The organism is Flavobacterium sp. C4GT6 (assembly GCF_036347315.1).
Lineage (GTDB): Bacteria > Bacteroidota > Bacteroidia > Flavobacteriales > Flavobacteriaceae > Flavobacterium.
In genome coordinates, this window is sequence record NZ_JAZGZU010000004.1 from 83454 (window position 1) to 109050 (window position 25597).

21 protein-coding genes, 1 tRNA gene and 1 pseudogene are annotated in these 25597 nt (G+C 37.0%); 8 read left to right on the forward strand and 15 right to left on the reverse strand.

Annotated elements, in window-relative coordinates; all coding sequences use genetic code 11:
- Positions 1–61 precede the first annotated feature (61 nt).
- The 6 genes from V3Z67_RS06635 to V3Z67_RS06660 are packed head-to-tail and all read right to left on the reverse strand — an operon-like array spanning position 62 to position 8798.
- The gene (locus V3Z67_RS06635; protein WP_330442566.1) at positions 62–541 is read right to left on the reverse strand and encodes a thioredoxin family protein; all 480 of its coding nucleotides are present in this window, start codon (positions 539–541) and stop codon (positions 62–64) included.
- Positions 542–577: 36 nt separating this feature from the next.
- A complete protein-coding gene (locus V3Z67_RS06640) occupies positions 578–1039 on the reverse strand; it encodes a thioredoxin family protein (RefSeq protein WP_330442567.1) in 462 nt (153 codons plus the stop codon).
- 43 nt (positions 1040–1082) lie between these two features.
- Positions 1083–3233 carry a peptide MFS transporter gene (locus V3Z67_RS06645; protein ID WP_330442568.1) on the reverse strand — a complete coding sequence of 717 codons (2151 nt, stop codon included), beginning with the start codon at positions 3231–3233 and terminating at the stop codon, positions 1083–1085.
- A gap of 18 nt (positions 3234–3251) precedes the next feature.
- Positions 3252–4880, reverse strand: coding sequence for a peptide MFS transporter (locus V3Z67_RS06650; RefSeq protein WP_330442569.1), 1629 nt, complete (start codon positions 4878–4880; stop codon positions 3252–3254).
- Positions 4881–4898: 18 nt separating this feature from the next.
- The gene (locus tag V3Z67_RS06655; RefSeq protein ID WP_330442570.1) at positions 4899–6620 is read right to left on the reverse strand and encodes a peptide MFS transporter; all 1722 of its coding nucleotides are present in this window, start codon (positions 6618–6620) and stop codon (positions 4899–4901) included.
- Positions 6621–6632: 12 nt separating this feature from the next.
- Positions 6633–8798: a S9 family peptidase gene (locus V3Z67_RS06660; protein ID WP_330442571.1), complete on the reverse strand. Its 2166-nt coding sequence runs from the start codon at positions 8796–8798 to the stop codon at positions 6633–6635.
- A gap of 176 nt (positions 8799–8974) precedes the next feature.
- Here V3Z67_RS06660 and V3Z67_RS06665 point away from each other — a divergent pair, with 176 nt between their 5' ends.
- Both V3Z67_RS06665 and V3Z67_RS06670 read left to right on the forward strand, forming a co-directional pair.
- On the forward strand, positions 8975–10324 hold the full coding sequence (locus tag V3Z67_RS06665) for a hydroxymethylglutaryl-CoA reductase, degradative (protein ID WP_330442572.1): 1350 nt from the start codon (positions 8975–8977) through the stop codon (positions 10322–10324).
- Positions 10305–11219 carry a GYDIA family GHMP kinase gene (locus V3Z67_RS06670; protein ID WP_330442573.1) on the forward strand — a complete coding sequence of 305 codons (915 nt, stop codon included), beginning with the start codon at positions 10305–10307 and terminating at the stop codon, positions 11217–11219. The genes V3Z67_RS06665 and V3Z67_RS06670 overlap by 20 nt, the downstream gene beginning before the upstream one ends.
- 53 nt (positions 11220–11272) lie before the next feature.
- Here V3Z67_RS06670 and V3Z67_RS06675 read toward each other — a convergent pair whose 3' ends face one another.
- From V3Z67_RS06675 to V3Z67_RS06705, 7 genes are all read right to left on the reverse strand, one after another.
- Complete coding sequence (locus tag V3Z67_RS06675; RefSeq protein ID WP_330442574.1) at positions 11273–13375, reverse strand: peptidylprolyl isomerase; 2103 nt, start codon at positions 13373–13375, stop codon at positions 11273–11275.
- Positions 13376–13476: 101 nt separating this feature from the next.
- Positions 13477–14736 carry a hemolysin family protein gene (locus V3Z67_RS06680; RefSeq protein ID WP_330442575.1) on the reverse strand — a complete coding sequence of 420 codons (1260 nt, stop codon included), beginning with the start codon at positions 14734–14736 and terminating at the stop codon, positions 13477–13479.
- A gap of 13 nt (positions 14737–14749) precedes the next feature.
- The gene (locus tag V3Z67_RS06685) at positions 14750–14932 is read right to left on the reverse strand and encodes a hypothetical protein (RefSeq protein ID WP_330442576.1); all 183 of its coding nucleotides are present in this window, start codon (positions 14930–14932) and stop codon (positions 14750–14752) included.
- Between the two features lie 9 nt (positions 14933–14941).
- Positions 14942–15499: an LPS export ABC transporter periplasmic protein LptC gene (gene lptC / locus V3Z67_RS06690; protein WP_330442577.1), complete on the reverse strand. Its 558-nt coding sequence runs from the start codon at positions 15497–15499 to the stop codon at positions 14942–14944.
- Positions 15499–16869, reverse strand: coding sequence for a tetratricopeptide repeat protein (locus V3Z67_RS06695; RefSeq protein ID WP_330442578.1), 1371 nt, complete (start codon positions 16867–16869; stop codon positions 15499–15501). The genes lptC and V3Z67_RS06695 overlap by 1 nt, the downstream gene beginning before the upstream one ends.
- A 20-nt stretch (positions 16870–16889) precedes the next feature.
- Positions 16890–18155 carry a hypothetical protein gene (locus V3Z67_RS06700; RefSeq protein ID WP_330442579.1) on the reverse strand — a complete coding sequence of 422 codons (1266 nt, stop codon included), beginning with the start codon at positions 18153–18155 and terminating at the stop codon, positions 16890–16892.
- Positions 18148–18882 (reverse strand): type III pantothenate kinase, encoded by a 735-nt coding sequence (locus V3Z67_RS06705; protein ID WP_330442580.1) that lies wholly within the window; start codon positions 18880–18882, stop codon positions 18148–18150. Before V3Z67_RS06705 ends, V3Z67_RS06700 begins: the two co-directional genes overlap by 8 nt.
- A gap of 99 nt (positions 18883–18981) precedes the next feature.
- Here V3Z67_RS06705 and V3Z67_RS06710 point away from each other — a divergent pair.
- Positions 18982–19054 (forward strand) — tRNA-Phe (locus tag V3Z67_RS06710).
- 146 nt (positions 19055–19200) lie between these two features.
- Here the strand turns inward: V3Z67_RS06710 and V3Z67_RS06715 are convergent.
- A pseudogene (locus tag V3Z67_RS06715) lies at positions 19201–19383 on the reverse strand (cold shock domain-containing protein); the annotation flags it as partial.
- Between the two features lie 146 nt (positions 19384–19529).
- A complete protein-coding gene (locus V3Z67_RS06720; protein WP_330442581.1) occupies positions 19530–19820 on the reverse strand; it encodes an RNA recognition motif domain-containing protein in 291 nt (96 codons plus the stop codon).
- A gap of 306 nt (positions 19821–20126) precedes the next feature.
- On the opposite strand from V3Z67_RS06720, the gene V3Z67_RS06725 reads away from it, so the two are divergent.
- From V3Z67_RS06725 to V3Z67_RS06745, 5 genes are all read left to right on the forward strand, one after another.
- The gene (locus V3Z67_RS06725) at positions 20127–21383 is read left to right on the forward strand and encodes a DoxX family protein (RefSeq protein ID WP_330442582.1); all 1257 of its coding nucleotides are present in this window, start codon (positions 20127–20129) and stop codon (positions 21381–21383) included.
- 88 nt (positions 21384–21471) lie between these two features.
- Positions 21472–22659 carry a porin gene (locus V3Z67_RS06730; RefSeq protein WP_330442583.1) on the forward strand — a complete coding sequence of 396 codons (1188 nt, stop codon included), beginning with the start codon at positions 21472–21474 and terminating at the stop codon, positions 22657–22659.
- Positions 22660–22733: 74 nt separating this feature from the next.
- Positions 22734–23825 carry an acyl-CoA dehydrogenase family protein gene (locus V3Z67_RS06735; RefSeq protein WP_330442584.1) on the forward strand — a complete coding sequence of 364 codons (1092 nt, stop codon included), beginning with the start codon at positions 22734–22736 and terminating at the stop codon, positions 23823–23825.
- Between the two features lie 97 nt (positions 23826–23922).
- The gene (locus V3Z67_RS06740; protein WP_330442585.1) at positions 23923–24501 is read left to right on the forward strand and encodes an RNA polymerase sigma factor; all 579 of its coding nucleotides are present in this window, start codon (positions 23923–23925) and stop codon (positions 24499–24501) included.
- Between the two features lie 99 nt (positions 24502–24600).
- The gene (locus tag V3Z67_RS06745) at positions 24601–25533 is read left to right on the forward strand and encodes a FecR family protein (protein WP_330442586.1); all 933 of its coding nucleotides are present in this window, start codon (positions 24601–24603) and stop codon (positions 25531–25533) included.
- Positions 25534–25597: the final 64 nt, after the last annotated feature.

The window sequence follows — 25597 nt, forward strand, 5'->3', positions numbered from 1 at the left end:
ATAATTAATCACTAAAAAAATCCCTTTTCACCAAAACGGGAAAAGGGATAATATCTTTAATTTATTTTTTTTGTGTTTTACCGTGATTTAATATTGCATTAGCACCTTCAAGCCAAGCTGAAGCTCCGCCTCTAACATAGCCTGTTTTACCAAGCTGTTTCAGTACAGGTTTTTTATCTTCACCCTTTTGCACATCTACAAACCATACGGTAGGATATCCCTGCACAGCAAACGATCTTGCCAGTGAAGCATTTTGTTGCTTAAGTTCGGCAGACTGAGCTGTTCTTTTAGGAAAGTCAAGCTCTACAAGGATAACATTATCATTAGCCCATTTTGCAAATTCATCTGTTTTCAGCACTTCTTTTTGCAAACGCATACACCAACCGCACCAGTCACTTCCGGTAAAAAACAACAATAAAGGTTTCTTGTTTTTTTGTGAAAGCTCCATAGCTTTATTCATATCAGTATGCCATTCAAGCTCCTGAGCCTGTATGGTGATTGAACCCAGCACAATAAAAAGTGTTAACAGTATTTTTTTCATGAGCTATTGTATTAGCCGGCAATAACCGATATTAATTTATTGTTCCTTTAAAGCAGTTAGTAACTGATCGGGAGTTTGTAAACCAACAATGGTGTTTATAATCTCCCCTTTTTTATCAAAAACCATCATGGTAGGATATGCCCTTATGCTTAAAAGCTTTGCGAATTCATGATTGGAATTTCTTCCTTTACGTCCCTCTACAAAACCAGGGTTAGCATATTTTTTACCTTTATAGTTCACCTCAGAGTTACCTTCGGCATTAAACTTAACCGCATAGTAATTTTTACTTATGTACTCTACTACTGCAGGGTCATGAAAAGTGTGCTTATCCAGTATTTTACACGGTCCGCACCAATCAGTATACACATCCATAAAAATAGGCTTGGCTTCTTTTTTCTGAGCAGCCAGTGCCTCATCCATAGACATCCATTTTATTTCCTGAGCCTGTGCAGCTATAGTACCTAAAGCTACAAACAGTATTAAAAGTATTTTTTTCATAAGTATTTATTTTTCCGATTGGATTCCAAAAACAGTGCCGAAATTATTTCACCCCGTGCATCAATTTTTTAAGCATTGGGTTTAACGACATAACAATCAAACCAGCCACAACAGGAACTATTGTAAATATAAGGAAGAACACTGATAAGGAATATTCCTTGGTAATGTTTTCAATTTGTCCTCCTAATGTACCTGCAAGCTTGTTTCCTATAGCAATTGCCAGGTACCACATACCAAACATAAATGCAATCATCCTTGCCGGTACCAACTTACTCACATAAGAAAGTCCTACCGGAGACAAACATAACTCTCCCAATGTATGGAACAGATAAGCGAGGACGAGCCATACCAAGCTAACCCTTACACTACCTGCAGCTGCTCCCGGTGGGATAATTTGGGTACCATAAGCCAAAATACCAAAACCAACACCCATAATAATCAAACCAAGCCCATATTTAACTGCAGCACTAGGATTATATTTACTATCCCACCATTTAGAGAATAATGATGCAAATACAATAATAAAGAATGAGTTAAGTATACTAAACCATGAAGTGGTGATTTCAATATGGTTTTCTTTTATTTCAGAAATTGTAGCCGGTACTATAAGAGAAGGCCTTCCAGCCTTTTTGTAATCACCTCTAATCTTATCTTCTTTTTCTTTAGTAAGATACATCATCTTACCTATTTCACTATGAAGAGTAACTTTATCATTAACCCTTTTAATTTCCTGATCAGAAAGGTCCACAAATTGATCGGTTATAACCTCATTACCATTTAAAACGGTAGATTCTGTAACCGGAGTATATTCAAAAACAGGCTCACCTTTTTCGTCTTTTTCCTGCTCCTTTGTTTCCTCATTTAATTTAGCTGATTTAATTGCCTGATATTTTATCTGATAAGCCTGAGAAGTAAAATCGTTATTCATTTTCCATGCAACAATACCCCAAACACCTATAAAACTCAATGCTAATATAATATTAGACAAGCCAATTCTATTAAATGTCTTCCTGAATAATAAATACAGTACCCATGAAATAAGCAGTAAAGGCACAATTGTTAATAATGTATCAATAACAAAGAAGGCTATTGCCGAGTTACCGCTAAGCGTTCTGTCTGTAAAATCTCTAGCGAAAAGCACTAATGAAGTAGCTCCCTGCTCAAACGACATCCAGAAGAATATTGTAAAAAATGCAAACACGATTACAGCAATCATTCTGTCTCTCACAACTTTTTCATACCTCACAATCCTTGAAATAACAAGGTAAAGGAATAACAGTAATCCTATAATAGTAATTACTATTGAGCCCGGAAGTATATCTTTTGACAGTATAAACTGCTCTGGCAATAAGTGTATATTACCAATTTTAGATGCTGGATCATCAATAAGATAAAGCAAACCTATCAATGAAGTTATCACAATTAATACCTTATCAACCAGCGTAAAATTATTTAATTTTCCAGCAGGTTTACTCTCATTGCTTATAGCTTTATCTTCAATCCTTCCGTCTGGAGAGATTTCTGCATCTTCGTGTTTAGTTGTTTTAGAAGGCACATCACCTATAGTACCGAATAATGGTTTTGCCAACCAAAACTGCAGCATCCCAAGAAGCATAAAAATACCTGCCAAACCAAAGCCCCAGCTCCATCCTACTTTTTCAGCAAGGTAACCACACAGCATCATCCCAAAAAAGGCACCTGCATTAACTCCCATATAAAAAATAGTATAAGCTCCATCCTTTTTCTCAGGAAGATCTTTATACATTTCAGATATTATCGAAGTCATATTAGGCTTAAAGAAACCGGTTCCAACAACCAAAAGCCCTAAACCTAAATATAAAGAAAACTCAGTCTCGAGAGCCATAGAAGCATGTCCCAAGGTCATTATGATGGCGCCTATTACAACCGCCCATCTATAACCTGTTAGCTTATCGGCTATAATACCACCTGCAATAGGTGTTAAATATAATAATCCTGCATAAGTTCCAAACAGCGCTCCGGCATTCTCAGAAGTCCATTCCCAACCAGGATTCGTACCAATAGCCGCCATGGTTAAGAAGTTAATAAGAAGAACCCTCATACCGTAGAATGAGAACCTTTCCCACATTTCGGTAAAAAATAATACAAATAATCCTGCCGGATGACCTAATACTTTAGACTTAAAAAAATCGTTGTTTACTACTTGTGAAGACATTAAAAGTTTTTTTATTAATTATTTTACATCCTGCATTAGCTTTCTTACAATTGGTGATATTGCGATTAATACCACACCTGCTATTGCAGCATAGATTGCCAGTTGTAAATAACCTTCAGTATAAGTTACCAGTTTTTGCTGCAGTGAATCTCCTTCACCAGCCTGAGATAGACCAGCTCCAAGAATACCTGCCACATACTGACCGTATGCGCTTGCCAGGAACCACATACCCATCATTACACCCTGTAACCTTTGCGGAGACAGTTTTGTCATGATTGATAAACCAATAGGCGATAAACAAAGCTCGCCAAAGGTAATTACAAAATAGGCTAAAACAAAAACATCTAAGCTTGCAATTCCTGACCCTGCAACTACTTCAAAGAATCTTGTAGTATAAAACGTATAAAAACCACCTGCAAGGAAAAGAAAACCTAAACCAAATTTAATAACTGTATTAGGTTCTATTTTCTTTTTAGCCATAGCAATCCATATAAGACCTACTATTGGCGCAAATACAATTACAAATATTGAGTTGGCCGCATTATTTACTCCATTTGGATCAAGTGTAAATACGCCTAACACTTCATTGTTAAGGTTTTTAGCCGCGAAAATACTTAACGAACCTCCACTCTGCTCAAAAAATGCCCAAAAGACAATAGAGAACAGTATAAATACAAGTGCCGCTATAAGCTTTTTACTCTCTTCCCAAGAGTGTTTTGTCATTTCATAAATAAGATATATTAATGTACATGGTCCTATTATATACATAAACCAGTCTGTATACTCGGTCTTGGCAACCATGGTCATAATAACAGGAATAAGAGCAAGTGTACCTAGGTATACTACATACTCATACCAAGCTTTACCTGATTTAACTTTAGTTTTTACTGTAGTAGCTTCAGGCTGCACTGTACCAACCCCATCAATTTCAGGAATTTCTTCAATCGTATCGTTATTCTTTCTTAAAGGAGAAAGACCGATAGGACCTAATGTTTTTTGAGTAAAAATAAATGTCACTAAACTAATAGTCATTACAACACCTGCAAGACCGAAAGCTACATTCCACGTTTTATCGGCAGGGATAAAACTAGTAAATAACTGCCCCTTACCTATTGCTATACATGCGTACCCTCCTAAAAGAGCACCAATATTAATACCCGAATAGAATAACGAGAAACCTGCATCTCTTCTAGGATCACCTTTTTTATAAAGCGACCCTACCATGGTAGAGATATTCGGTTTGAAGAAACCGGTACCGATTACCGTGAAACTAATCCCTAAAAAGAAATTCTTTTCAGGAAAAGGGTCGAATGCCAAAATAAGGCTACCAATAATCATTAGGATACCACCCCAGAAAAGTGATTTACGAAAACCTAAAATCTTATCGGCAAACAAACCTCCTATAAATGTAAAGGCATAAACAAAGGCCTGTGTAGCACCATACTGTAAGTTAGCCTGACTTTCCTGCATGTGCTCACCATTTTCCAGTATAAGATGGGTAATCATAAAATAGGTTAAAACCCCTCTCATGCCGTAGAAGCAAAAACGCTCCCACATTTCAGAAAAAAACAAGCCCCATAGTTGTTTTGGGTACTTTCCTTCAAAACCCTGAATTTCTTCCAGAGTTGCAATTCTTGATGTTGACATTTATATTTATTCTATAAATTAATATACATTGTTTTCTTTCATTACCTTATTCAGCCATTTTAGCATAAGGAATAACATTAATGCTGCTCCAAGCACGAGTGCGAAGTTAAGGAAGAAAAAGTTTTCTTTCTCCTCAATTGTTTCCCAAAGACTGGAAAGCATCCCTGCAAGCTTATTACCTACTGATATTGAAAGGAAAAAACCTCCCATCATAAGTGCCGTTATCCTTGGCGGACTTAATTTTGAAACCAACGAAAGTCCCATTGGTGATAAACAAAGTTCTCCTAAAGTAATTACCGCATAAGAAACTATTAACCACCAGCTACTCGCTTTCATACTCAAATCGTTAGTAGCATATACAGCTCCTACCATAACAAGTGCAGACAGTGCTGTAATAACAAGACCTATCGCAATTTTTGTTGGTGTGCTTGGCTCTTTTTTCCTTTTTCTTAAAAAGCCCCAAACACCTACAAGTACAGGAGTTAATAAAACAACCCAGAACGGGTTGATAGATTGATATAGTTCTGTAGAGAACAACTTTAAATCCTTTCCGTTTGCCGGAACTTTATCTGCTGCCAGGTTACTAAAGTATTTTCTCGAAGCCACATAACCCGAAATTTCTTTAGCATATGCTTTTTTTGCTTCCGTTTCTTCATCAGTAGTCTCAGGCATTGCCTGTTCCTGGGCTCTCATTTCGGCAATCTTAGCATTAAAGTCGGCCTCATTCAATTCCACTATGTCATTATTTTCTACCGTTTGAGCCATATCGAATTTAGTTGCGATATTAGCTACAGATTCCGGCATTTCCCTATCAGTATAATCTTCAGCCCAAATGGTTAATGCATCACCATTTTGATGGAAAACGGCAAAGAAAAGAATCACACAGGAGAACACTGCAAGTAGTGCTCCTATTGCTCTTTTTTCCAGTCCTGATGATTTAAACCACAGGTAAATAAAGAACCCTATTACAGGAACACAACCAAAAATAAAGGCATCGTTAGTATCTGTCCCTAAAATATTACCAGGAATAAGGTATCCTAAAACACCAAATCCAAACATAGGTAATAAAGTATAGCTTAATATTTTTAAAGTAGACATATCACCTTCTTCAAGAGGCTTCATAACATCTACATGCTTTATATGTTTAGTTCCCGTAAGGAATATTAAAACCCCTAACAACATACCTACACCGGCTGCTGCAAAGGCGTATCCCCAACCAAAGTTTATTCTCATATAGGCAGCCACAAAGTTGCACACAAAGGCCCCTATATTTATACCCATATAGAAAATATTATATCCTGAATCTTTTTTATCCTTTAGATCATCTGTACTATACAAATTACCTACAAGAGTAGAGATGTTCGGTTTGAAGAAACCGTTACCCATGATGATAAAGAAAAGTCCAAGGTAAAAACTGGTCATATCATGAACAGAAAGTAAAAAATAACCTGCCGCCATAGACAGACCACCCATAACTATAGATCTTCTATAACCAAGAACCCTATCTGCAAGCAATCCACCAATAAAAGGAGTAAGATAAACCAAGCCAAGGTAAGTACCATAAATATCAGATTTCTTTTCAGGGGAGAAACCCATCCCTCCATTATTCCAGCCGTCTAACATATATAGGGAAAAAATCCCCAGCATTAGGTAGTAGCCAAATCTTTCCCACATTTCTGTGGCAAATAAAAACCATAGTCCTTTAGGATGCTGACCCTGTTGTGAATTGTTACTGCTCATAAACAATTTGTGTTATAGTTTTTCTTTTATAAAATTAGTCATCTTGGTAAACAGCTGCAGCCTTGTCGCCCCTCCATAAATTCCGTGATTCTTATCAGGGTAAATAGCCCAATCAAACTGCTTGTTAGCCTGAACCAAAGCCTCTACCATAAGCATAGTGTTTTGCACATGCACATTATCATCGGCAGTACCATGAATAAGCAGGTAAGAACCTTCCAGCTTGCCTACATGGCTTATTGGAGAATTATCATCATATCCGGATGCGTTTTCCTGTGGTGTTTGCATATATCTCTCGGTATATACTGAGTCATAAAGACGCCAGTTAGTTACCGGAGCAACTGCAATAGCCATTTTAAAGACATCGTTACCTTTTAAAATACAGTTTGAAGACATGAAGCCTCCAAAACTCCAGCCAAATATACCTATTCTTGACGCATCTACATAATCATAGCGTCCTAATACTTTTGCAGCATCAATTTGGTCTTCCACTTCATACTTTCCAAGTTCCTTGTAAGTTACTTTTTTAAAGTCGGCACCTTTAAAACCCGTCCCCCTACCATCAACACAGGCTACAACATAACCCTGTTGTGCCAGCATAAGGAACCAGTAGTCATTATAACTGTTCCACTTGTTAGCTACCTCCTGAGAACCGGGACCACTATATTGATACATGAACAGCGGATATTTTTTTGAAGAATCAAAATTTGCTGGTTTAATTACCCATGCATTAAGTTCATGCCCTTTATCTGTTTTAATGGTAGTAAATTCTTTTGTTGGAAGATTATAATTTGCTAATCTATCCTTAAGAGCATTATTATTAGCTATTTCTTTTACCTCTTTACCGTTTTTAGCACTTAATAAAGCATAAGAAGTTGGCTCCTGAGCACTCGAAAAACTATTAATAAAGTATTCGAAGTTGGGACTGAATGTAGCACTGTTAGTCCCTGTTTTTTGTGTAAGCCTTGTTTTGTTCTTCCCTGTTAAGGCAATCCTGTACACATCACGGTTAATGGAACCATTTTCTACCGACTGGTAAAAAATATTCCCTGTTTTTTTATCAAAACCATAGTAAGCTGTTACTTCCCAATCACCTTTTGTTACCTGACGGATAAGCTTACCTGATTTATCATAGTGATAAATGTGGTTAAACCCATCTTTTTCACTTGTCCATATAAAACTGTTATCGTTAAGGAAAGTTAGATTATCAGTAATATCAACATAAGCCTTATCTGTTTCATGAAGTACCGGTGTAACCTTACCCGAATTTCCGTTCACAAAAACAAGGTTAAGGTCATTTTGATGCCTATTGATTAACTGAACGCTTAATGTTTGCTCATCATTAGTCCATTTAATTCTAGGAATATAGTAAGCATCAATATTAGCAAAAGCTATTTTTTGCGTAGTATTATTTTTCACATCATAAATATGAAGAGACACCTTAGAATTGTTCTCCCCCGCTTTAGGATATTTAAACGAATATTGCTGAGGGTAAAGTCCGCCCTGGTAAATATCCATTGAAAATTCCGGCACTTCGCTTTCATCAAAACGGATGTAAGCAATTTTGTCTCCGGCTGCATTCCAGTCATAAGCTCTTACAAAGGCAAATTCCTCTTCATAAACCCAGTCGGTAATACCGTTTATCACAGCATTTCTAACTCCGTCGGTAGTAATTTGTTTTGTAGCACCTGTAGCCATATCATAAACGTACAGGTTGTTGTTGTAACCGTAGGCTATTTTAGAATTATCTGCAGAGAAGGTAGGCTCCTGAACTTTATTATCACTAAGTCTTACCAGTTTTTTGGAAGCAATGTCATAAATAAAGTAATCGGCCGTAAACGAATGCCTGAAAATTTGTTCTGAATTAACTGCTATCAGCACTTTTTTCTCATCCGGACTAAAAGTATAGCTATCTATACCATCAAGCTCACTAAAATCTTTTGAGCTGATAATAGTGCTAACTTTTTCCAGTGTTGCAAAATCATACAAATCGATTTGTCCACTACCCCAACCACCGTTTAACACAGTATACTGGTTAGTGTTTTTCATAGCTTCCCGCGAATACATTCCTTGTGTTCTGAATGCTCCGCCACAAATCTCTTCGAGGGTTATTTTTTGCTGACCGAGAACCGGCAGGCTTAACAGTAAAAATAAGTAAAGTGACTTTTTGATATTTTTCATTCTATACATGGTAAAAAACTTCCAATTTTAGTAAAATTTTATGAGATAACCCTGCTTTTTTTTGTTAAATGAAATTTTCATGTATAATTACTAACAATATCGCACCTATACTTTTTTAGTATTTACACGCGTTAAAATGTATCTTTGCAACCTGTAATTACTTTAAGACACTGAAAATGAGCAAGGCTATAGCTGGTTTTTCAAAACTGACTAAACAAGAAAAAATTAACTGGATTGCAAATGAATATTTCACCAATCCGGCGGTGGCTGTTTCACTATTAAAAAAATACTGGAACAATGACGAAAACCTGCAAAAACTACACGATGAGTTTATAGAAAACACAATTACTAACTTCTATCTTCCGTTAGGGGTTTGCCCTAACTTCAACATCAACGGAAGGGAATATACCATCCCAATGGCTATTGAAGAAAGTTCGGTAGTAGCAGCCGCATCAAAAGCAGCAAAATTTTGGGCACAGCGTGGCGGTTTTAAAACTATGATACTGGGTACCGAAAAAATAGGTCAGGTTCACTTTATATACAAAGGAGACAAACAAAAGTTAACAGCCTTTTTCAACACAATAAAAACAAAGTTTTTTAGCGAAACAGAAAGTATTACCAAAAACATGCAAAAGCGCGGTGGTGGTATTACAGATATAGAACTAAGAGACAAAACCGAATCGTTAGACAACTACTACCAGCTTCATGCTACTTTTGAAACTAAAGACAGCATGGGAGCCAACTTTATAAACTCCTGCCTGGAGCAGTTTTCCAAAACACTAAAAACCGAAGCATTACAACATAACGATTTTACCGAAGAGGAAAAACATATTGAAACGGTAATGAGCATACTTTCCAACTATGTTCCTAACTGCGTTGTAAGAGCAGAGGTTTCATGCCCGGTAGCCGATTTAAACGAAGGAAACAACATAGACCCGCAGGAATTTGCCGAAAAGTTTGTTACAGCCGTTAAAATAGCCGAAGTAGAACCCTTTAGAGCCGTTACTCACAACAAAGGGGTAATGAACGGTATTGATGCTGTAGTTGTAGCAACAGGTAACGACTTTAGAGCTGTTGAAGCCGGAGTTCATGCTTATGCGTCTAAAAACGGAACATACAGTAGCCTGTCTCATGCTAAAATAGAAAATGGTATTTTCACTTTCTGGATGGACGTACCTTTAGCTTTAGGAACTGTAGGCGGACTTACAACACTACACCCATTGGTTAAGTTTTCACTGGAGATGCTGGGCAACCCAACAGCAAAAGAACTGATGCAGATTGTAGCTGCAGCCGGACTGGCACAAAACTTTGCTGCCCTTCGATCACTTACCACTACCGGAATTCAGCAGGGCCACATGAAAATGCACCTGATGAACATACTGAACCAATTGGAAGCTAACGAAAGTGAAAAGCTACAAACCGTTAGACATTTTGAACAGAATACCGTAACTCATTCCGCAGTGGTAGACTTTATAAAAGATTTACGTAAAGCAACAGCAAGCAACATTGAAACAGACATTTTATAGTAACGGAAAACTTTTAATAACCGGAGAATATACCGTACTTGATGGCGCAGATGCTTTTGCCCTACCTACCAAATACGGTCAGTACCTGCATGTAAATAAAGGAGAAGACCTATTTATTAAATGGACAAGCTTTGATACTGATAAAAACACATGGTTTCAAGATACATTATCGTTCAGCGATATAAAAAAAGGCGAAACCGAAAGCATCAATCCTGTTACCCAAACACTGGTAAAAATACTACATACCGCAAACGGTATGAATCCGGAAATACTATCGGGTTCAAAAGGGTTTAATGTAGTTACAGAATTAACTTTTCCAAGATACTGGGGACTGGGAACGTCATCTACACTTATAAACAACATTGCACAGTGGTTTGCCATTGATGCTTTTATTTTATTAAAAAATAGTTTTGGCGGTAGCGGATATGATATTGCCTGCGCTCAAAACAACACCCCTATCATTTACAACATAGGCAACCCGACACCAACTGTAAAAAATATCAACTTTAACCCAGAGTTCTCTAACAATATTTATTTTGTTTACCTAAACCAAAAACAAAATAGCCGTAGTGCGATTGCAGCTTACAACGAAAAGAAAAGCAATATAACCTCTATAGTTACTCAGATAAACAATATTACAGAGAAGCTACTAAGCACAGATAACATTGAGCGATTTATGGAATTACTGGACAAACATACAGCCATAATGAGTAACGTACTGGAAACACCTCCAGTTAAAGAAGAACTATTTCCCGACTTTACTGGGAGCGTAAAGAGTCTTGGAGCATGGGGAGGTGACTTTGTATTAGCCGTATCTAAAAACAGCAACACAACCACTTATTTCAACCAAAAAGGCTATCCTGTAATCATACCTTACAAAGACATGATATTATAAATAAAAAATCCCGCTACTAAAGCGGGATTTTTTATTTATATGTGTTTGTGAAGTTATATTTTCACTCTGTTATCTTCGATATCAGCATTCTCTTTAAGAGCAGGGCTTATTCTTGAAGCAGCAGCAGTTTTCTCCTGTTTTTCAACTCTTGCTAAATAAGAGTTATAGTTAGGAAGCTCAGCAGCTTTCTCTACAGTTTTTGTAGCAATTTTAAACACACCTGATTTACCTACTATAAGACCTGATGTTTTACCAGCCTCAAGAGCAAAAGCAGAACCTACTATTTTTGGCTCAACACCAACCGTTGGAACCATAGCAGAACCCATTGTTACATTCTCTGCAGTACTAACTTTTGAACCCGATGCCTGTGAAACAGCCTCAAGAGTATCACCAGTCATTTTTGCTTTTATTTGTTCTGCTTTTTTCTCATTTCTGATTATCGGAGCAATAACAAGTCTAGCCTCTTCAACCGGCATTAACCCAGATTCGTTTACATCTTTAAGTCTTGCAATCACGTATCCGTCAGACACATCAAATCTCTTAACAGCTCCAGCTTCAGAATCTTTAGAGAAAGCCCAAAGAACAATACCTCTTTGCGCACCTAATCCCTGAATACTCTCATCACTTGGAAGTAATTTAGCAACATTAACAACATTTACATTAGCCGCTTTAGCAACTTCTTCAAACGGTTTTTCTGTAGCATCAAGTTCAAACTGAGAAGCTTTAGCATAAGTTTGGTCTCCTGTCTTATCACTTGGACGAATCTCTAAAGCTATAGTAGCAATTCTTACAGCCTCATATTTCGCATCTACTTTAATAACGTGGTAACCAAAATCAGTTTCAACAACTGCAGTTTTACCTACTGGGCTGTTAAAGATAAACTCATCAAAAGCAGGAACCATTTGTCCCGGAGTGATATTATCATAAGTACCACCGTTATTTTTAGATCCCGGATCATCACTGTTTTGAGCAGCAAGTACTCCAAACTTAGATGCGTCTGCATTGATTTGTTTTAATAAATCATCAGCTTTAGCTTTAGCTTCCTCTTTTGTAAGCTCTACAGTTGGAGCAGCTCTCATAGCTCCTTTGTATGCAATAAGAATGTGACTTGCTTTAACATTGCCACCATCATTTTTATCAAGCATTCTGGTTACTTTATAATAACCACCTTCTACATAAGGACCAAAAACCTCACCTTTAGCCAAATCAAAAATATCATCAGCATGGTCTTTTGGAAGACTATTTTTAACTACATAAGTAGAATCATATTTGATATCTGAATTTGCATTAACAAAATCAGGAACTTCTTCAAGCTTCATATCTTTAAAACCAGGAAGAGTATCGTTTTTACCATCTCTGTATTCTACTCTTGAATTAAGAAGAGAGTTTATTCTTTCTCTAATCTCAAGCTCATCTTCAGCAGAAGCTTTATCCTCTATCTTAACATACTCGATAGAACGTGTAGGTTGAGATTTGTATTTTTTCTCGTTCTTTTTCATGTAAGCAATAACCTCATCATCTGAGACAGTAATCTCATCATCATTGATTGTTGAAAAAGGAACATATACATAATCAAAAGTAACTTTGTTGTTTTCTGCCTCATATCTGGCTTTAGCATCATTGTTTGTTGCTACATAACCAGACTTAACCATTGCAGTATATATTTGCCTCATAGCAGAAGCCTCAACAGCAGGCGTGTTTCTTTCCATAGAATTCCACATTTCAGGATTTGTGGTTTTCATGTTCACAAGAAACTCATTGAACTTAGCTTTGTCAAACTGACCTGCAGCATTAAGAAACTGAGGATTTTGAGCTATCTGAGGATTTTGGGCATACATGTTAATAACATGATCCTTACCTACTCTCAAACCTGCCTGCTCAAATCTTTCACCAAAAAGGATTCTGTCTACTTCCTGACTCCAAATTGCATTAGATGCCTGAGTTGGAGATATCCCCGGCTGTCTGCTTTCCAGTTCATTTACTTTTTCTAAAAATTCCTGTACAGGTATATCGGTACCATTAACACTACCTATGTTTCTGGTAACTCCAAACCCGCCGCTTTTGATAACATCACCTATCACAAAAGCGAAAAGACAAAAGCCAATAACAAGTATCAGTATAAGCGAACGCTCCCTAATTTTTGATAAAACTGCCATTTTTAATGTTGTTAAATTTTATTTCAGTGGGCGAAAATACAATTATCTATTTAATAATAAAAGTCGTTAAGTTATATTTTCGGATTAAAATGTTAATTTTTTTATTTCTGCTGCAACGGAACAAACTTAATAAGCTCAATCTTCTTATTTGACGCCATTTCTATAAGAATTTCGAAATGATCAAACTTTACACGCTCCCCGGTTTTAGGGATCTCTTTGGTATTGTAAACCACAAAACCTCCCAGTGTAGAATAAGAATCACTCTCTGGAATTTCCAACCCGTATTCTTCGTTAACATACTCTACATCAAGCCTTGCAGAGAAAAGGCAAACTCCTCCTTCCAGCTCTTTTTCTACTAACTCTTCTTCATCATCATGCTCATCCTCTATCTCACCAAAAAGCTCCTCAATAATATCCTCAATAGTAACAATACCCGATGTACCCCCATACTCATCTATCACAACAGCCAGACTTTTTCTTTTCTTGGTAAGTATATTTAAAAGCTCTTTTATATAAATCGTACCCGGAACATATTCGGCAGCTATCATCATTTGACCCACTGTTTTCGGTTTTTTGAAAAGCTCAAACGAATGTATATAACCAATGATATTATCCAGTGATTCGCGATACACTATCATTTTAGAATATCCGGTATCCACAAATAAATCTTTAAGCTCCTGCACGGTATCATTTATCTCTACCGCTACAATTTCTGTACGTGGTGTCATGATATCCCTGGCCTTAAGATCAGAAAACTCAAGTGCGTTCTGGAATATCTGAATTTCAGAATCCACCTCTTCCTGCTCTTCCACACCATTCATTTGTTCAGTAATATAATGCCCAAGCTCACCACGACTAAAGTACCCCTGCTGTTTATCACCACTTGTACGAAATACTTTTATCAAAATAAAGTCAGACACATGAATAACAAATTTTGAAACCCACGAAAAGACACAGTAAAAAGCATAGGCCGGTAATGCAAAAAGCTTAATTAACTTATTGGCATACACCTGAAAAAAAACTTTTGGAATAAACTCGGCTGTAAGAAGTATTATAAAAGCCGATATAATTATTTGAAGTAATATAGCCGAAGCCAGTGAAAACTGCATTGGAGCAAGCCACCCCATTACAACTCCCCCCATATAGTAACCGTAAATCACAAGACAAATACTGTTACCCACTAACATAGAGGTAATAAAACGTGCCGGTTTTTCGGTAAGTTTGGTAAGTATCCTGGAGAGAAACGAAGTTTGCTTTCTCTCTACACCCAGATAAATTTTATTTGACGACACATAGGCTATCTCCATTCCCGAAAAAAAAGCGGAAAGCAATAGACATACTATAATAATTGTCGCTTCCATAAGCGTTTACTGTTTACCTTCTGTTTTGAAACTTCTTGATTTGGCTTTTCCTAAAGAAAAACATAAAAATACAAACAGCAACAATCGCAAAAGACATATATGGTGCCTCACCTGCCTGTATTCTCATAACACCATCGTACACAAAAAAAGCGGCTACTACAAGATAAAGATATGCTGTAAACTTAAAAATTCCCATTTGTTATAATTATTCAATATTATCTACATTTCCTTCACCGGAGTTCTGTTGTGCATTAATAATGCTGAAATCCTTATTGAAGTCTATACCCGGACCTTCATAATAACGCCCGTCCTCATCTGTAAATTTAAAATTTTTCTCGGTATAAAACCACTCATTTTTCTGATCGTAGTAAAGTTGCTGTGTCTCCAGCCTTTTTCCGTCATGCGAGGTAATTTTCACATTACCCTGTAAATCTATAAGTTGAGTCTTATTGTAACTAATAGCATAGTCCGACTCAATAAAGGTTTTATTCCCGTTTTCATCCAGCATAGTTACATGAACTCCCTTAGGAAACTCATTGAAACCATAATCCAGATTAGAAAAATCAAGCATTAACGGACTCTCAAGTATTGCCTTAAGCTCACCCGAATCGGTATATTTTAAATTTACATCTTCAGACTGACCTGCCGGTGAAAAAGCCACAGCATTCATCATCTGAACATCTTTCAGATTACTTTCGCAGGAAGCAAACATCACTGCTAAAAGACCTATACAAATAAAAGCTTTACTTTTTAAAAGCATCATTATTTCACTTTTGGAACAGTAACTGTTTCGTTAATCCAGCAACCGTAAACAATTTCATCGCCTTTTCTTTTCCCGGCCTCTTTCACTTCATCACGATTAGGCAGCCTTTTCTCATAATTCTCAATCATGGAAGCAACAGTGCCTTTATATTTAACATCGGCCTCTTCAGCTTTCTTTACAGTATCAATAGCAAGCCAAAGCAGCGCTTTCCTTTCAAAATCGGTCACATTGCACTCTTTAGTTACAGAAGCATACATCTCGGCAAGAAAAATATAAGCACGGGCTTTTTTAGGATTAGCCTTAACTGTTTTCAAAATATACTCTTTAGCTCTGGCCTTATCTGAATTTCTTAATATCCCGGCTACTTTATAATATACTTCAGCTTTTTGATCGGCATCCGTTTCAAGTTGCGCCGACTTATCAAAGTATTCGGCAGCACCGTCAATATTGTTTTTTCTAAGCTCAATAGTACCCATATTAAAAGCCGATTGAGCAGAAGGTTTTAACTCATATAAAGCTACAGCACCTTTCGCCAACACTTCCGACTCATAACATCTGTTTAAAAACATTACATTAACGAGAGCCTCCAGCCAATCACTATTCTCTTTGTTCTTTTCAAAATTAGCCGTATAATATTCCTCAAGTCCTTTACAACTAAAATGCTTTGACGATTGCCTGTCTACATTTTCACCCACAGCGGTGAGCACATCAATATCTTTATTTGCCCTAGCTAAAAAATCTTTTTCTTCCTGAGTAAGCGGCTCGGTTTCTTTTTTAAGCTTTAACTGATTTTGCCTATCGGCAATTCTGTTTTTAGCATACATTACCTGAGTGGAAATAGCACCGAATTTTTCGGTAAAATCAGTTAGCGTAATTTCCTGCCCTGCTTCAAAACGCTTAAGATAAATATTATAATAAGCCTCTATAGCCCTGTAATCAGTATAATCATGCGGTTGTAAAATAAAAGCAGCATCAAGAGCTTTAAAAACTTCCTTCTCGTCTGCCAACCTGTAATCGCTTTGTATTAAAGCCTTATTGATATTGTTAGTGTTTTTAGCTTTAGGGAAGTTTTTATTATGTAACCCGTACACCCCAAAAATACTATCAGCATACTGTTGCCTCAATTCTTTCGTTTGAGCCGATTCTATTTTATATACCAAAGCAGTTTCTGCCAGCGCATATAGCTTTTCATCAACATTAGGACATTTTTTCACAAGCCCTTCAAACTGTTGTAATGCATCATCATATTTTTCAGCCTTTACAGTTTGCTCAAAAGCAGCAATTTGCTCTTCACACTTTGAAGTTTGCTGCGCTACAGCTGTAAAAACCGAAGCGATAAATAAAAAAGCCGTTAGATTTTTCTTTATCATAAATGACACATTTTTAAGTATTAGTTAAACTTACGCTTAACAAACCATTTTTCGTTAAACGACAAACCTACATGCAGGTTAAAATAATTTTCCTGTATTAGTCCGGCGTTAGTAGTACCTCGCTTACCATACTCAAAACCTATGTTAAGGTTAGACCCGCCAATACCACTTCCAAGCGGCAAACCTAAACCGAAGCTAACACCAAGATCGGTTATATCTTCACCATTCAAAACAAGACCTGTATTTTCATATCTCACACCTGCCCTATAAGTAACCCTACTCAAATAACTGGTAAACGAATTGTATTTAGGAATAAAATATCCTCCTAACGACATTCTGTATGAGCTTTGGAATGAAGCATCAGATACGTTATCAAACCTATTACCAAGTTCATTACTTTCCTGAGCAGTATATTGCGCACCTACAAACCATTTTCTCTCTACACCAAATCCTGTACCAATACTATATGCTGAAGGTAATTTTACTTTTTCATCAAAGCTCGATTCGTCAAGCGCATCCATAATCGTTTCTGCCCCACTATTGACATAAGAAACTACCGCTATATTACGTGTTACCGAACTGTTTAAAGTAGTAGAAGGCGTAAAAGTCGCAGCTGCATACCATGTAGTACCGCTCTCAAAGCGGGTTTGATAGGTAGCTCCTAAGTTAAATGATGCTCCACCATAGTGAGCATCGTTACTTTCTCTTGTAGGATATTGTACATCTGAAACGGCTATTATAGATTTTGTTTCAATGTTACCAAAGTTGTACTGGATTTCTGCACCTACACTAAGTTTTGGAGTAATAGCATAAGAAGCCGCTCCATACACACGGTTCAATCCGCCCTTACCGTTAAACCTCCTGTATCTTTCCAAACCATCACCGCCTACAGATGAATTATCCAGCTTATACCCAACCGAAGTAAGCGGCATTAAACCAAAACCTACCCCAAATTTATTATTTACAGGAATCCCTATTGCAATATAATTAAACGTAGTTCTATTAGCTTTTTCACTAGCCTCATCTGTTTTTAAAGTGGTAGCCGAAGTATTAGCCCCAACTGTAAAAGTGGTGAATTTTAAAGCTGCATAACCCGAAGGGTTTTGAAGGTTGACATGAATACTATCTCTTAGTATCCCTACGCCTCCCATACTTATATTCTCTACAGTACCTTTAAATTTTCTGTCACCCAGGCCGTAGTATGAATATGGTGACGAATTACTCTCTTGTGAAAATATTACCCCCGAAGAAAGAAGGAATATACCTGCGATTATCTTTTTAATCATTGTTGGTTTTATATATATACAAATTGTTCAAACTTTCCAGTAGAAAATTTGAATTGGCAAATATGGTGTTTTTTAATCTTTTAGCCAAAAATTCAGCATCTCCTCCTGTTAATATAACCGTTAAATCTTCATAGTCCCTACTATAGTCTTTTATAAACCCCTCAATTTCATGCAAAAAACCATTAACCGCTCCCGAATGCATTGAGCCCGCAGTAGAGTTTCCAATATAGTTTATCGGCTCTTCAGGATATAACAACGGAAGTTTAGCGGTAAAATTATGCATGGCATCATAACGCATTTGCAAACCTGGGGCAATAGCACCACCCAGATAGTGATTGTTCCTGTCTATAAAATCGTAGGTTATACAGGTTCCGGCATCGAGCACCAGCCTGTTTTTATCCGGATATTGCAACACGGCACCTGCCGCAAGCACCATCCTATCGATACCTAGAGTAGCCGGAGTGGCATATTTATTTATAAACGGAAACAAAAAAGTTTGGTCCACCACCTCAACACGGGTATATTTTTGAAGTAGACTGATTACTTCTTTTTCCTTTTCTCCTACCGAAGAAAGAATGGAAACCTCAATTTTTTCATATTGATGAAAAATTTTTTTAATTTTTTTTTCGGCCTCGTTTTTCTCAAAAATAAATTTCTCTTTCAAGGCATTCACCTCAAACACAGCGGCTTTAATTTTTGTATTACCTATATCTACAGCTAAAAGCATTTTCCTTTTGTTAGTACAGCAAAGATACAAATTGATTTTTTTTGATTTTTGTTTTGGATAATATAAAAATGGTTCTATATTTGCACCCGCAATGACAACGGTACCTTAGCTCAGTTGGTAGAGCAATGGACTGAAAATCCATGTGTCCCTGGTTCGATTCCTGGAGGTACCACTTAAAAAAAGCCCTTGAAATTTCAAGGGCTTTTTTATTTGTATTCACTAAAGTAAATCGGCTTTTGTTTTTTTTATATAAAAACCTATACTAGTTTATTTGTACTTTTTATTAAAAGCATCACTACGCTTTTCATTTTTTGTTTCAGGCTGCTTTTGTACCGGTGGTGTAGAGGTTAACTGCCCGTTCTTGTCAACATAAACAAACATATCTTCCAGGCTTTTACCTTTATTGTTGTTTGTTTTCCTATCCTCTCTTTTTAACTCTTTGTCTTTTTTCTTTTTAATTTTCTTTTTGATATTCTCTTTTTTTGTAAATGAGTCTGGCATAAATGTTATTTAGTTTTTAATTTATATTTACTTGTTTGTGTTTGGCTATAAAAGCCAATAGTAGTTACATTAAGCACACGTTAAAACAAAAAGCTAAGGATAATACATAAAATGTGCTACCCTTAGCTTTTTAAATAAGGTTAGCTCTAGTAACTCCTTTTATTGAACTTAAAGTTCCCTCCTCCCGAATGGGTAGGCTTTTTACGTGCTTCGTTAACAACTATAGTACTTGATTCAAAAACGGTCGAATTAAGCTCATCAATAGCTTTCTCTCCTTCTTTTTTACTACTCATTTCAACAAAACCAAATCCTTTGGAAAAACCGCTAAGACTGTCTGTTATAATTTTCGCTGTTTCGACCTCGCCATACGTTGCGAATAGGTCACGTAATTTGGTTTCCGAAGTCTCCTGACTCAGATTCCCTACATAAATGTTCATGATAAAAATTTGTTTAGATTAGAAAAGTGGCAACTGAAACGCCGGGCTGAAGAGAAAGTGTAAACAAATTGCAGATCAGAAAAAGCTCAGGCAGAAAACCAATATGGGTAAAGGTAAGCATAATAAATTCATTTACACCATATTATTCAAAAAACTGCACAAAACAACAGTAATAGACCACTACATTAAGAGTTAAGAAAAAACACAATAATAAATACTTCATTTTTTTAAGGTTAAAACCAAAGAAAAAGCCTACAACATTTTTAAACCCTTAGCGTTATTCATTAAACAATCAAACCAACAGTAATGAATAATTCAAACACCTTGACCCCAACACCCTGGAATTGGGTTTCTAAATTTATTTTCAGGTTTTTCTTTGCTTATTGTTCCTTTTCAATACTACCCATAATAGGAAACACCCTGTTTAACATCACTAACGAATTAATCAGTCCGTTACTAGACATTGAGATTGTTAGACATCCAAGTGGCAGCGGAGACACCCTTTACGATTATTCCAAACTAGCATTTACACTTACTCTTGCACTAATAGTAGCATTGATTTGGACTCTTATTGACAGAAAGAGCAAAGAATACAAGCTTATACTCTACCTGCAGGAAACCTACATCCGTTATTATTTAGGCGGCTTTATGCTTATATACGGATTCTCTAAAGTTATTAAAACCCAGTTTGGATATCCTTCGCTTTCTGAGCTGCTTTTCCCCTTGGGCAATAAATCACCTATGGGACTGGCATGGACATTTATGGGATATTCTGACACCTACACTATATTTTCAGGTTTATGTGAAGTAGCAGGCGGACTGCTTTTAATGTACCGTAAAACACGAACACTGGGAGCTGTTGTATGTTTTGGCGTAATGCTAAACGTGTTTTTAATGAACATGTCTTATGATATACCTGTAAAATTATTCTCTTTCGAATTACTAGTCCTTTCCGCTTTCCTTATAGGGCTCGATTATAAAAGACTTGTAAATGTATTTATCCTGAATAAACCTGTTAGTGCACAACTTAACCGAAACCCTTTTAAACCAAGATGGGCAAATCTTACTACACAGGCATTAAAAGGGATAGCTATTATAGCAGCAGTATCACTTATGGTTTATAACGGACTCGAATCTCAGGCGCAATATGGCGATGCTGTCCCTAAACCACCTATGTATGGAATTTATGAAGTGGAAGACTTCATTATAAATAACGATACCATACCGCCCGTACTTACTGATACCATAAGATGGCGTTACTTTGTGGTAGACAAAGGAAATTCGGCTAATGTTTTTAAAATGAAAACATCAGGCTACCACAATTTGGTATATTACCGCTCAGAAACAGACACTGTAAATAAAGGCATTTCATTTTTTAGTTATAAAGATTCTACCGAGGTTGTAAAACTTAAGTATAGAAAAACCGATAGTATTCATTATGCCTTTGAAGGCGTTTATAAAAACGATACTATAAAATTAAACACATTGCGTACTGATGAGAATGACTACCTGCTTATGAACAGAGGGTTTCATTGGATAAATGAGTATCCGTATAACAGATAAATCACCATTATCACATCAAAACAAAAAAGCCTCTGAAAATCAGAGGCTTTTTTTATAAATTAGTTATATCCAACTGAAAACCAACATAATGAACAAAACATTACCTTACCTGCTTTTGCTCCTCCCCTTATCGGTATTTTCACAAACCGAAAGAGATTCTTCTGTAGTTAAAGTCCGTTACGGGCACAAAGGTTTCGAACTTACCACAGCAGACAATCGTTTTGAGATGCAGATAAGGACAAGATTACAATTTAGAGGTGCTACACCCGGTGACCAGAACCCGTTAACCTATGATGATTTTCAAACCGATAATAAAACAGTTTTCAAAATAAACAGGGCACGCCTTAAAGTAGGCGGACACGCCTATGAATCATGGCTTAAATATTATTTTGAATACGAACTGTCACAAAGCAACCTGCTTGACTTTAGGGTAATGCTGGAAAAATGGGATTTTTTAAACTTCAAGGCCGGACAGTGGAAAGTGGAGTTTTCCCGCGAACGCTTTATAAGCAGCGGTGAACAGCAAATGGTAGACCGCTCTCTTATAAACCGCGAATTCACACTGGACAGGCAACAGGGCATTGAGGTTTACGGACATCTGAAAGGCAAAGGTATAATTGACTTTAATTACTGGGTCGCCACCCTTACCGGAAACGGGCGCGGCAATACTGCTAACGACGATAATAACCTTATGTACTTCGGGCGATTGCAATGGAACTTTTTAGGGCGTGAGGTAGGGTTTGAAAGCAGTGATTTAGAGTTTCATGGAAAACCTGCCGCTATAATTGCTTTTTCGGCTGCCACAAACCGTAGCCCCTACACGCGTTTCTCACAGGCAGGCGGTGGTTACATAACCGGATTTGAAGATGGCCTTGACGGACAATACAGGGTAAACCAAAACAATTTAGAAACAGCTTTTGTATACCGCGGATTTTCTGCACAGGCCGAATGGCATCATAAAAACATTTTTGACAAACTTAACGGCAACGAGAAAACCCGAATGAGAGGATATTACTTTCAGGTCGGGTACTTTTTTCATTACCTGCTGGACTGGTTCCCTAAAAAAATGGAGATTGCCGCCCGATATGCCCAATATAAACCAAACATCGATATGGCACAAAACCTGGAAACAGAAACCTCCATAGCGTGTAACTGGTTTTTCCACGGGCACGCGTGCAAACTAACAGGCGAAGGATCGTATTTCAGTTATCAGGATAAAAGTCTTCCTTATAAAGGCGGATGGCGCTTTAGGCTTCAGCTGGATATTTCTTTTTAATATTTCTGTACGTTTATATTTTCTGTAACTAGGCTATACTTTACTTTTGCAAAGTATCGAGGTAAAAAACAATTATGGATAATTTTGAGTTTAACGATTTATGGGCACAAACCATAAAAGAACATGCAGCACAATCGGAACAAAATGGTAAACTGCATCATGAAATCCTTAACCTCATCCATTCCCAAAACTGGTTTAACATTTATGTACCGAAAGTATATGGCGGACTGGAAAAACCATTACCCGAAATACTACGACTGGAGGAACAGATTGCAAAAGCCGACGGTAGTACCGGATGGACCGTTACCCTTTGTAGCGGAGCAGCCTGGTTTGCAGCATTTTTAGACCCTGATTTAGCAAAAGAAGTATTCAGCACCCCAAAAGCCTGCCTGGCAGGAAGCGGTGCCGCAACAGGAACAGCAACCATTACCCCAAACGGATATAGTATTAACGGTAGCTGGAAATATGCCAGCGGAGCACTGCACGCCACTCACTTTACCATGAACTGCATGGTTAAAAACAATGATGGATTTGCAGTTATTAATGATAATAATGAAGAACAGGTAATTTCCTTCCTCCTCAAAAAAGATGAAGTAACCGTTGTACCTAACTGGCCTTCCATGGGAATGGTAGCATCGGGCAGCCATAGTTTTACCGTAAACAACATTGAAGTCCCTACAAACCGAAGCTTTACCATAAACGGAAGCCCTAAAACAGCTGCTCCCTACCTCAACTACCCTTTCCTGCAATTAGCTGAAGCTACACTTGCTGTTAACTTTTTAGGAATGGCATCACATTTTATTGATTTGGTTAAGGATTTGTTTTATAACAGACCGGGCATGGAACGTTTTACCCCCGAACAGAAATCATATTTTGAAAACGAATTCAGAGAACAACAATCACAACTACAGGAGAATTCTAAACTTTTTTATGATGCGGTCGATTTATCGTGGGAGAACTACATAAAACATTATACTATTCCTGACGATATACTGAAACAGGTATCGCATTACAGCAGAACTTTAGCTCATACTGCCCTAAAGATCACTGATACCCTATACCCTTACTGCGGACTGGAAGCTGCCAAAACCGAATCTGAACTTAACCGGGTATGGCGGGATTTACATACGGCAAGTCAGCATTCGCTACTTACTTTCCCTTTTTAAAAACGTTATCAATTTAAACATTACGTAACACAAACTTAAAATAAATCTCTGGTAGGTTTTACAGGATTGTCATTCATTTGCCTATGCTGTTTTTACCATGAGAGAAAAGCTTACTTCATTACCAGACAATGAATTACAAAACCTTTTAAAACAAGGGAATGAGGCGGCTTTTGGTGTTATTTTTGATCGCTACTGGAAAAAACTCTACAACTACGCCCACAAAATTTATCGCGACGAAGAAATTTGCCAGGACATAGTTCAGGAAATTTTTATCAGTCTTTGGAAAAATACTTCCTCCTCAAACATATTAAATCTTGAAGCCTACCTTATGCGTTCGGTAAAATACAGGGTAGCCAATCATATTAGAGGACTAAAGTTCACTCAGGAACATATTGATGCGTTACAGGACATCCCTACTCCGTCAAAAACAACCGTTGATATAGAATATCAGGAATTTGAAAAAGGCATCCTTACCGAAATTGAAAAACTTTCACCAAAATGTCGTGAAGTTTTCCTTTTAAGCCGTTTTGAAAACTACACTAATAGCGAAATTGCTAAAAAACTGGATTTATCAGTACATACTGTAGAGAAGCACATAAGCAACGCTATTAAACACCTACGCAACAACTTAGACAATTATCAGCTAGCAATAGTTGTTGTCTCATTGTTTCTTTAATGTTACGGCTTAACCTCGTTTTTTAAGAAAACATTAAACGTTATTTTCCTACTACTTGTTCGGGTCAAAAAATGTGACTTAAGGGTAAAAGCAAGTATTTTGAAAAAAGAAGATTTTATCGTTTTAGCCCAAAAGTATGCATCAGGCAACTGCACAGAAGAAGAAAAAAATGCCATTGAAGCCTACTTTGAAAACATGCAAAAAACCACTGATAATGTCCCTGAGTATATTCTTGACTCAAAAAGAGACAACATTTACAATACTATAAACAAAGCTATAAAACCGGTTAAGGTTATTCCGCTATGGAAAAAAGCCATGAGGGTTGCCGCTACCCTGTTTATAGTAGCCGGACTTGCTTTTTGCTACACGCTTATCAATAAAAAAATCCCTACTGTTACCGAGTTTGCCGCTAAAGGGGAGAAAAAAGAAGTTATGCTGCATGATGGTAGTGTAGTTGTACTTAACTCCAACAGTAGTATAAGTTATCCTGAAGAGTTTGGCAAAACCAGAGAAGTAACCCTGAAAGGTGAAGCGTACTTTAAAGTATTTCGCAACCCGCAACAGCCTTTTATAGTTCAAACCCATAAGGTAGATATAAAAGTACTGGGAACCTCATTCAACATTAATGCTTACGACACTCTTAATACCAAAGTAAGTGTGCTTACCGGAAAAGTACAGGTGACTGACGATACAGGAAAAAAAGTATTCCTTATTAAAAATGAGCAGGCAGAATATACTACTCAAAATGAATTTGTGCTCTCTAAAGAGAACAGCAGCGATGGTATAGCCTGGACTAAAAACATAATAATACTTAAAGACAATACTCTTGCCGAAACTGCCAGAATACTTGAAAACTGGTATGATGTATCCATAAAATTTGAAGACAGCCGCCTTGAGAACCTTACCATAACCGGTAAGTATAAAAACGAGAAGCTGGAAAACATATTAGAAAGTATCGCCTTCCTTAAAGAAGTAAAAATTGATTATTTAACTAAAAACCAAATCATTATAAGAAGAAATACTCAACATTAACCAACACAAAAAAACCCGCGTCTGCTGCAACAGAAACGGGCCACTTACTTAAAACAAAGACTAC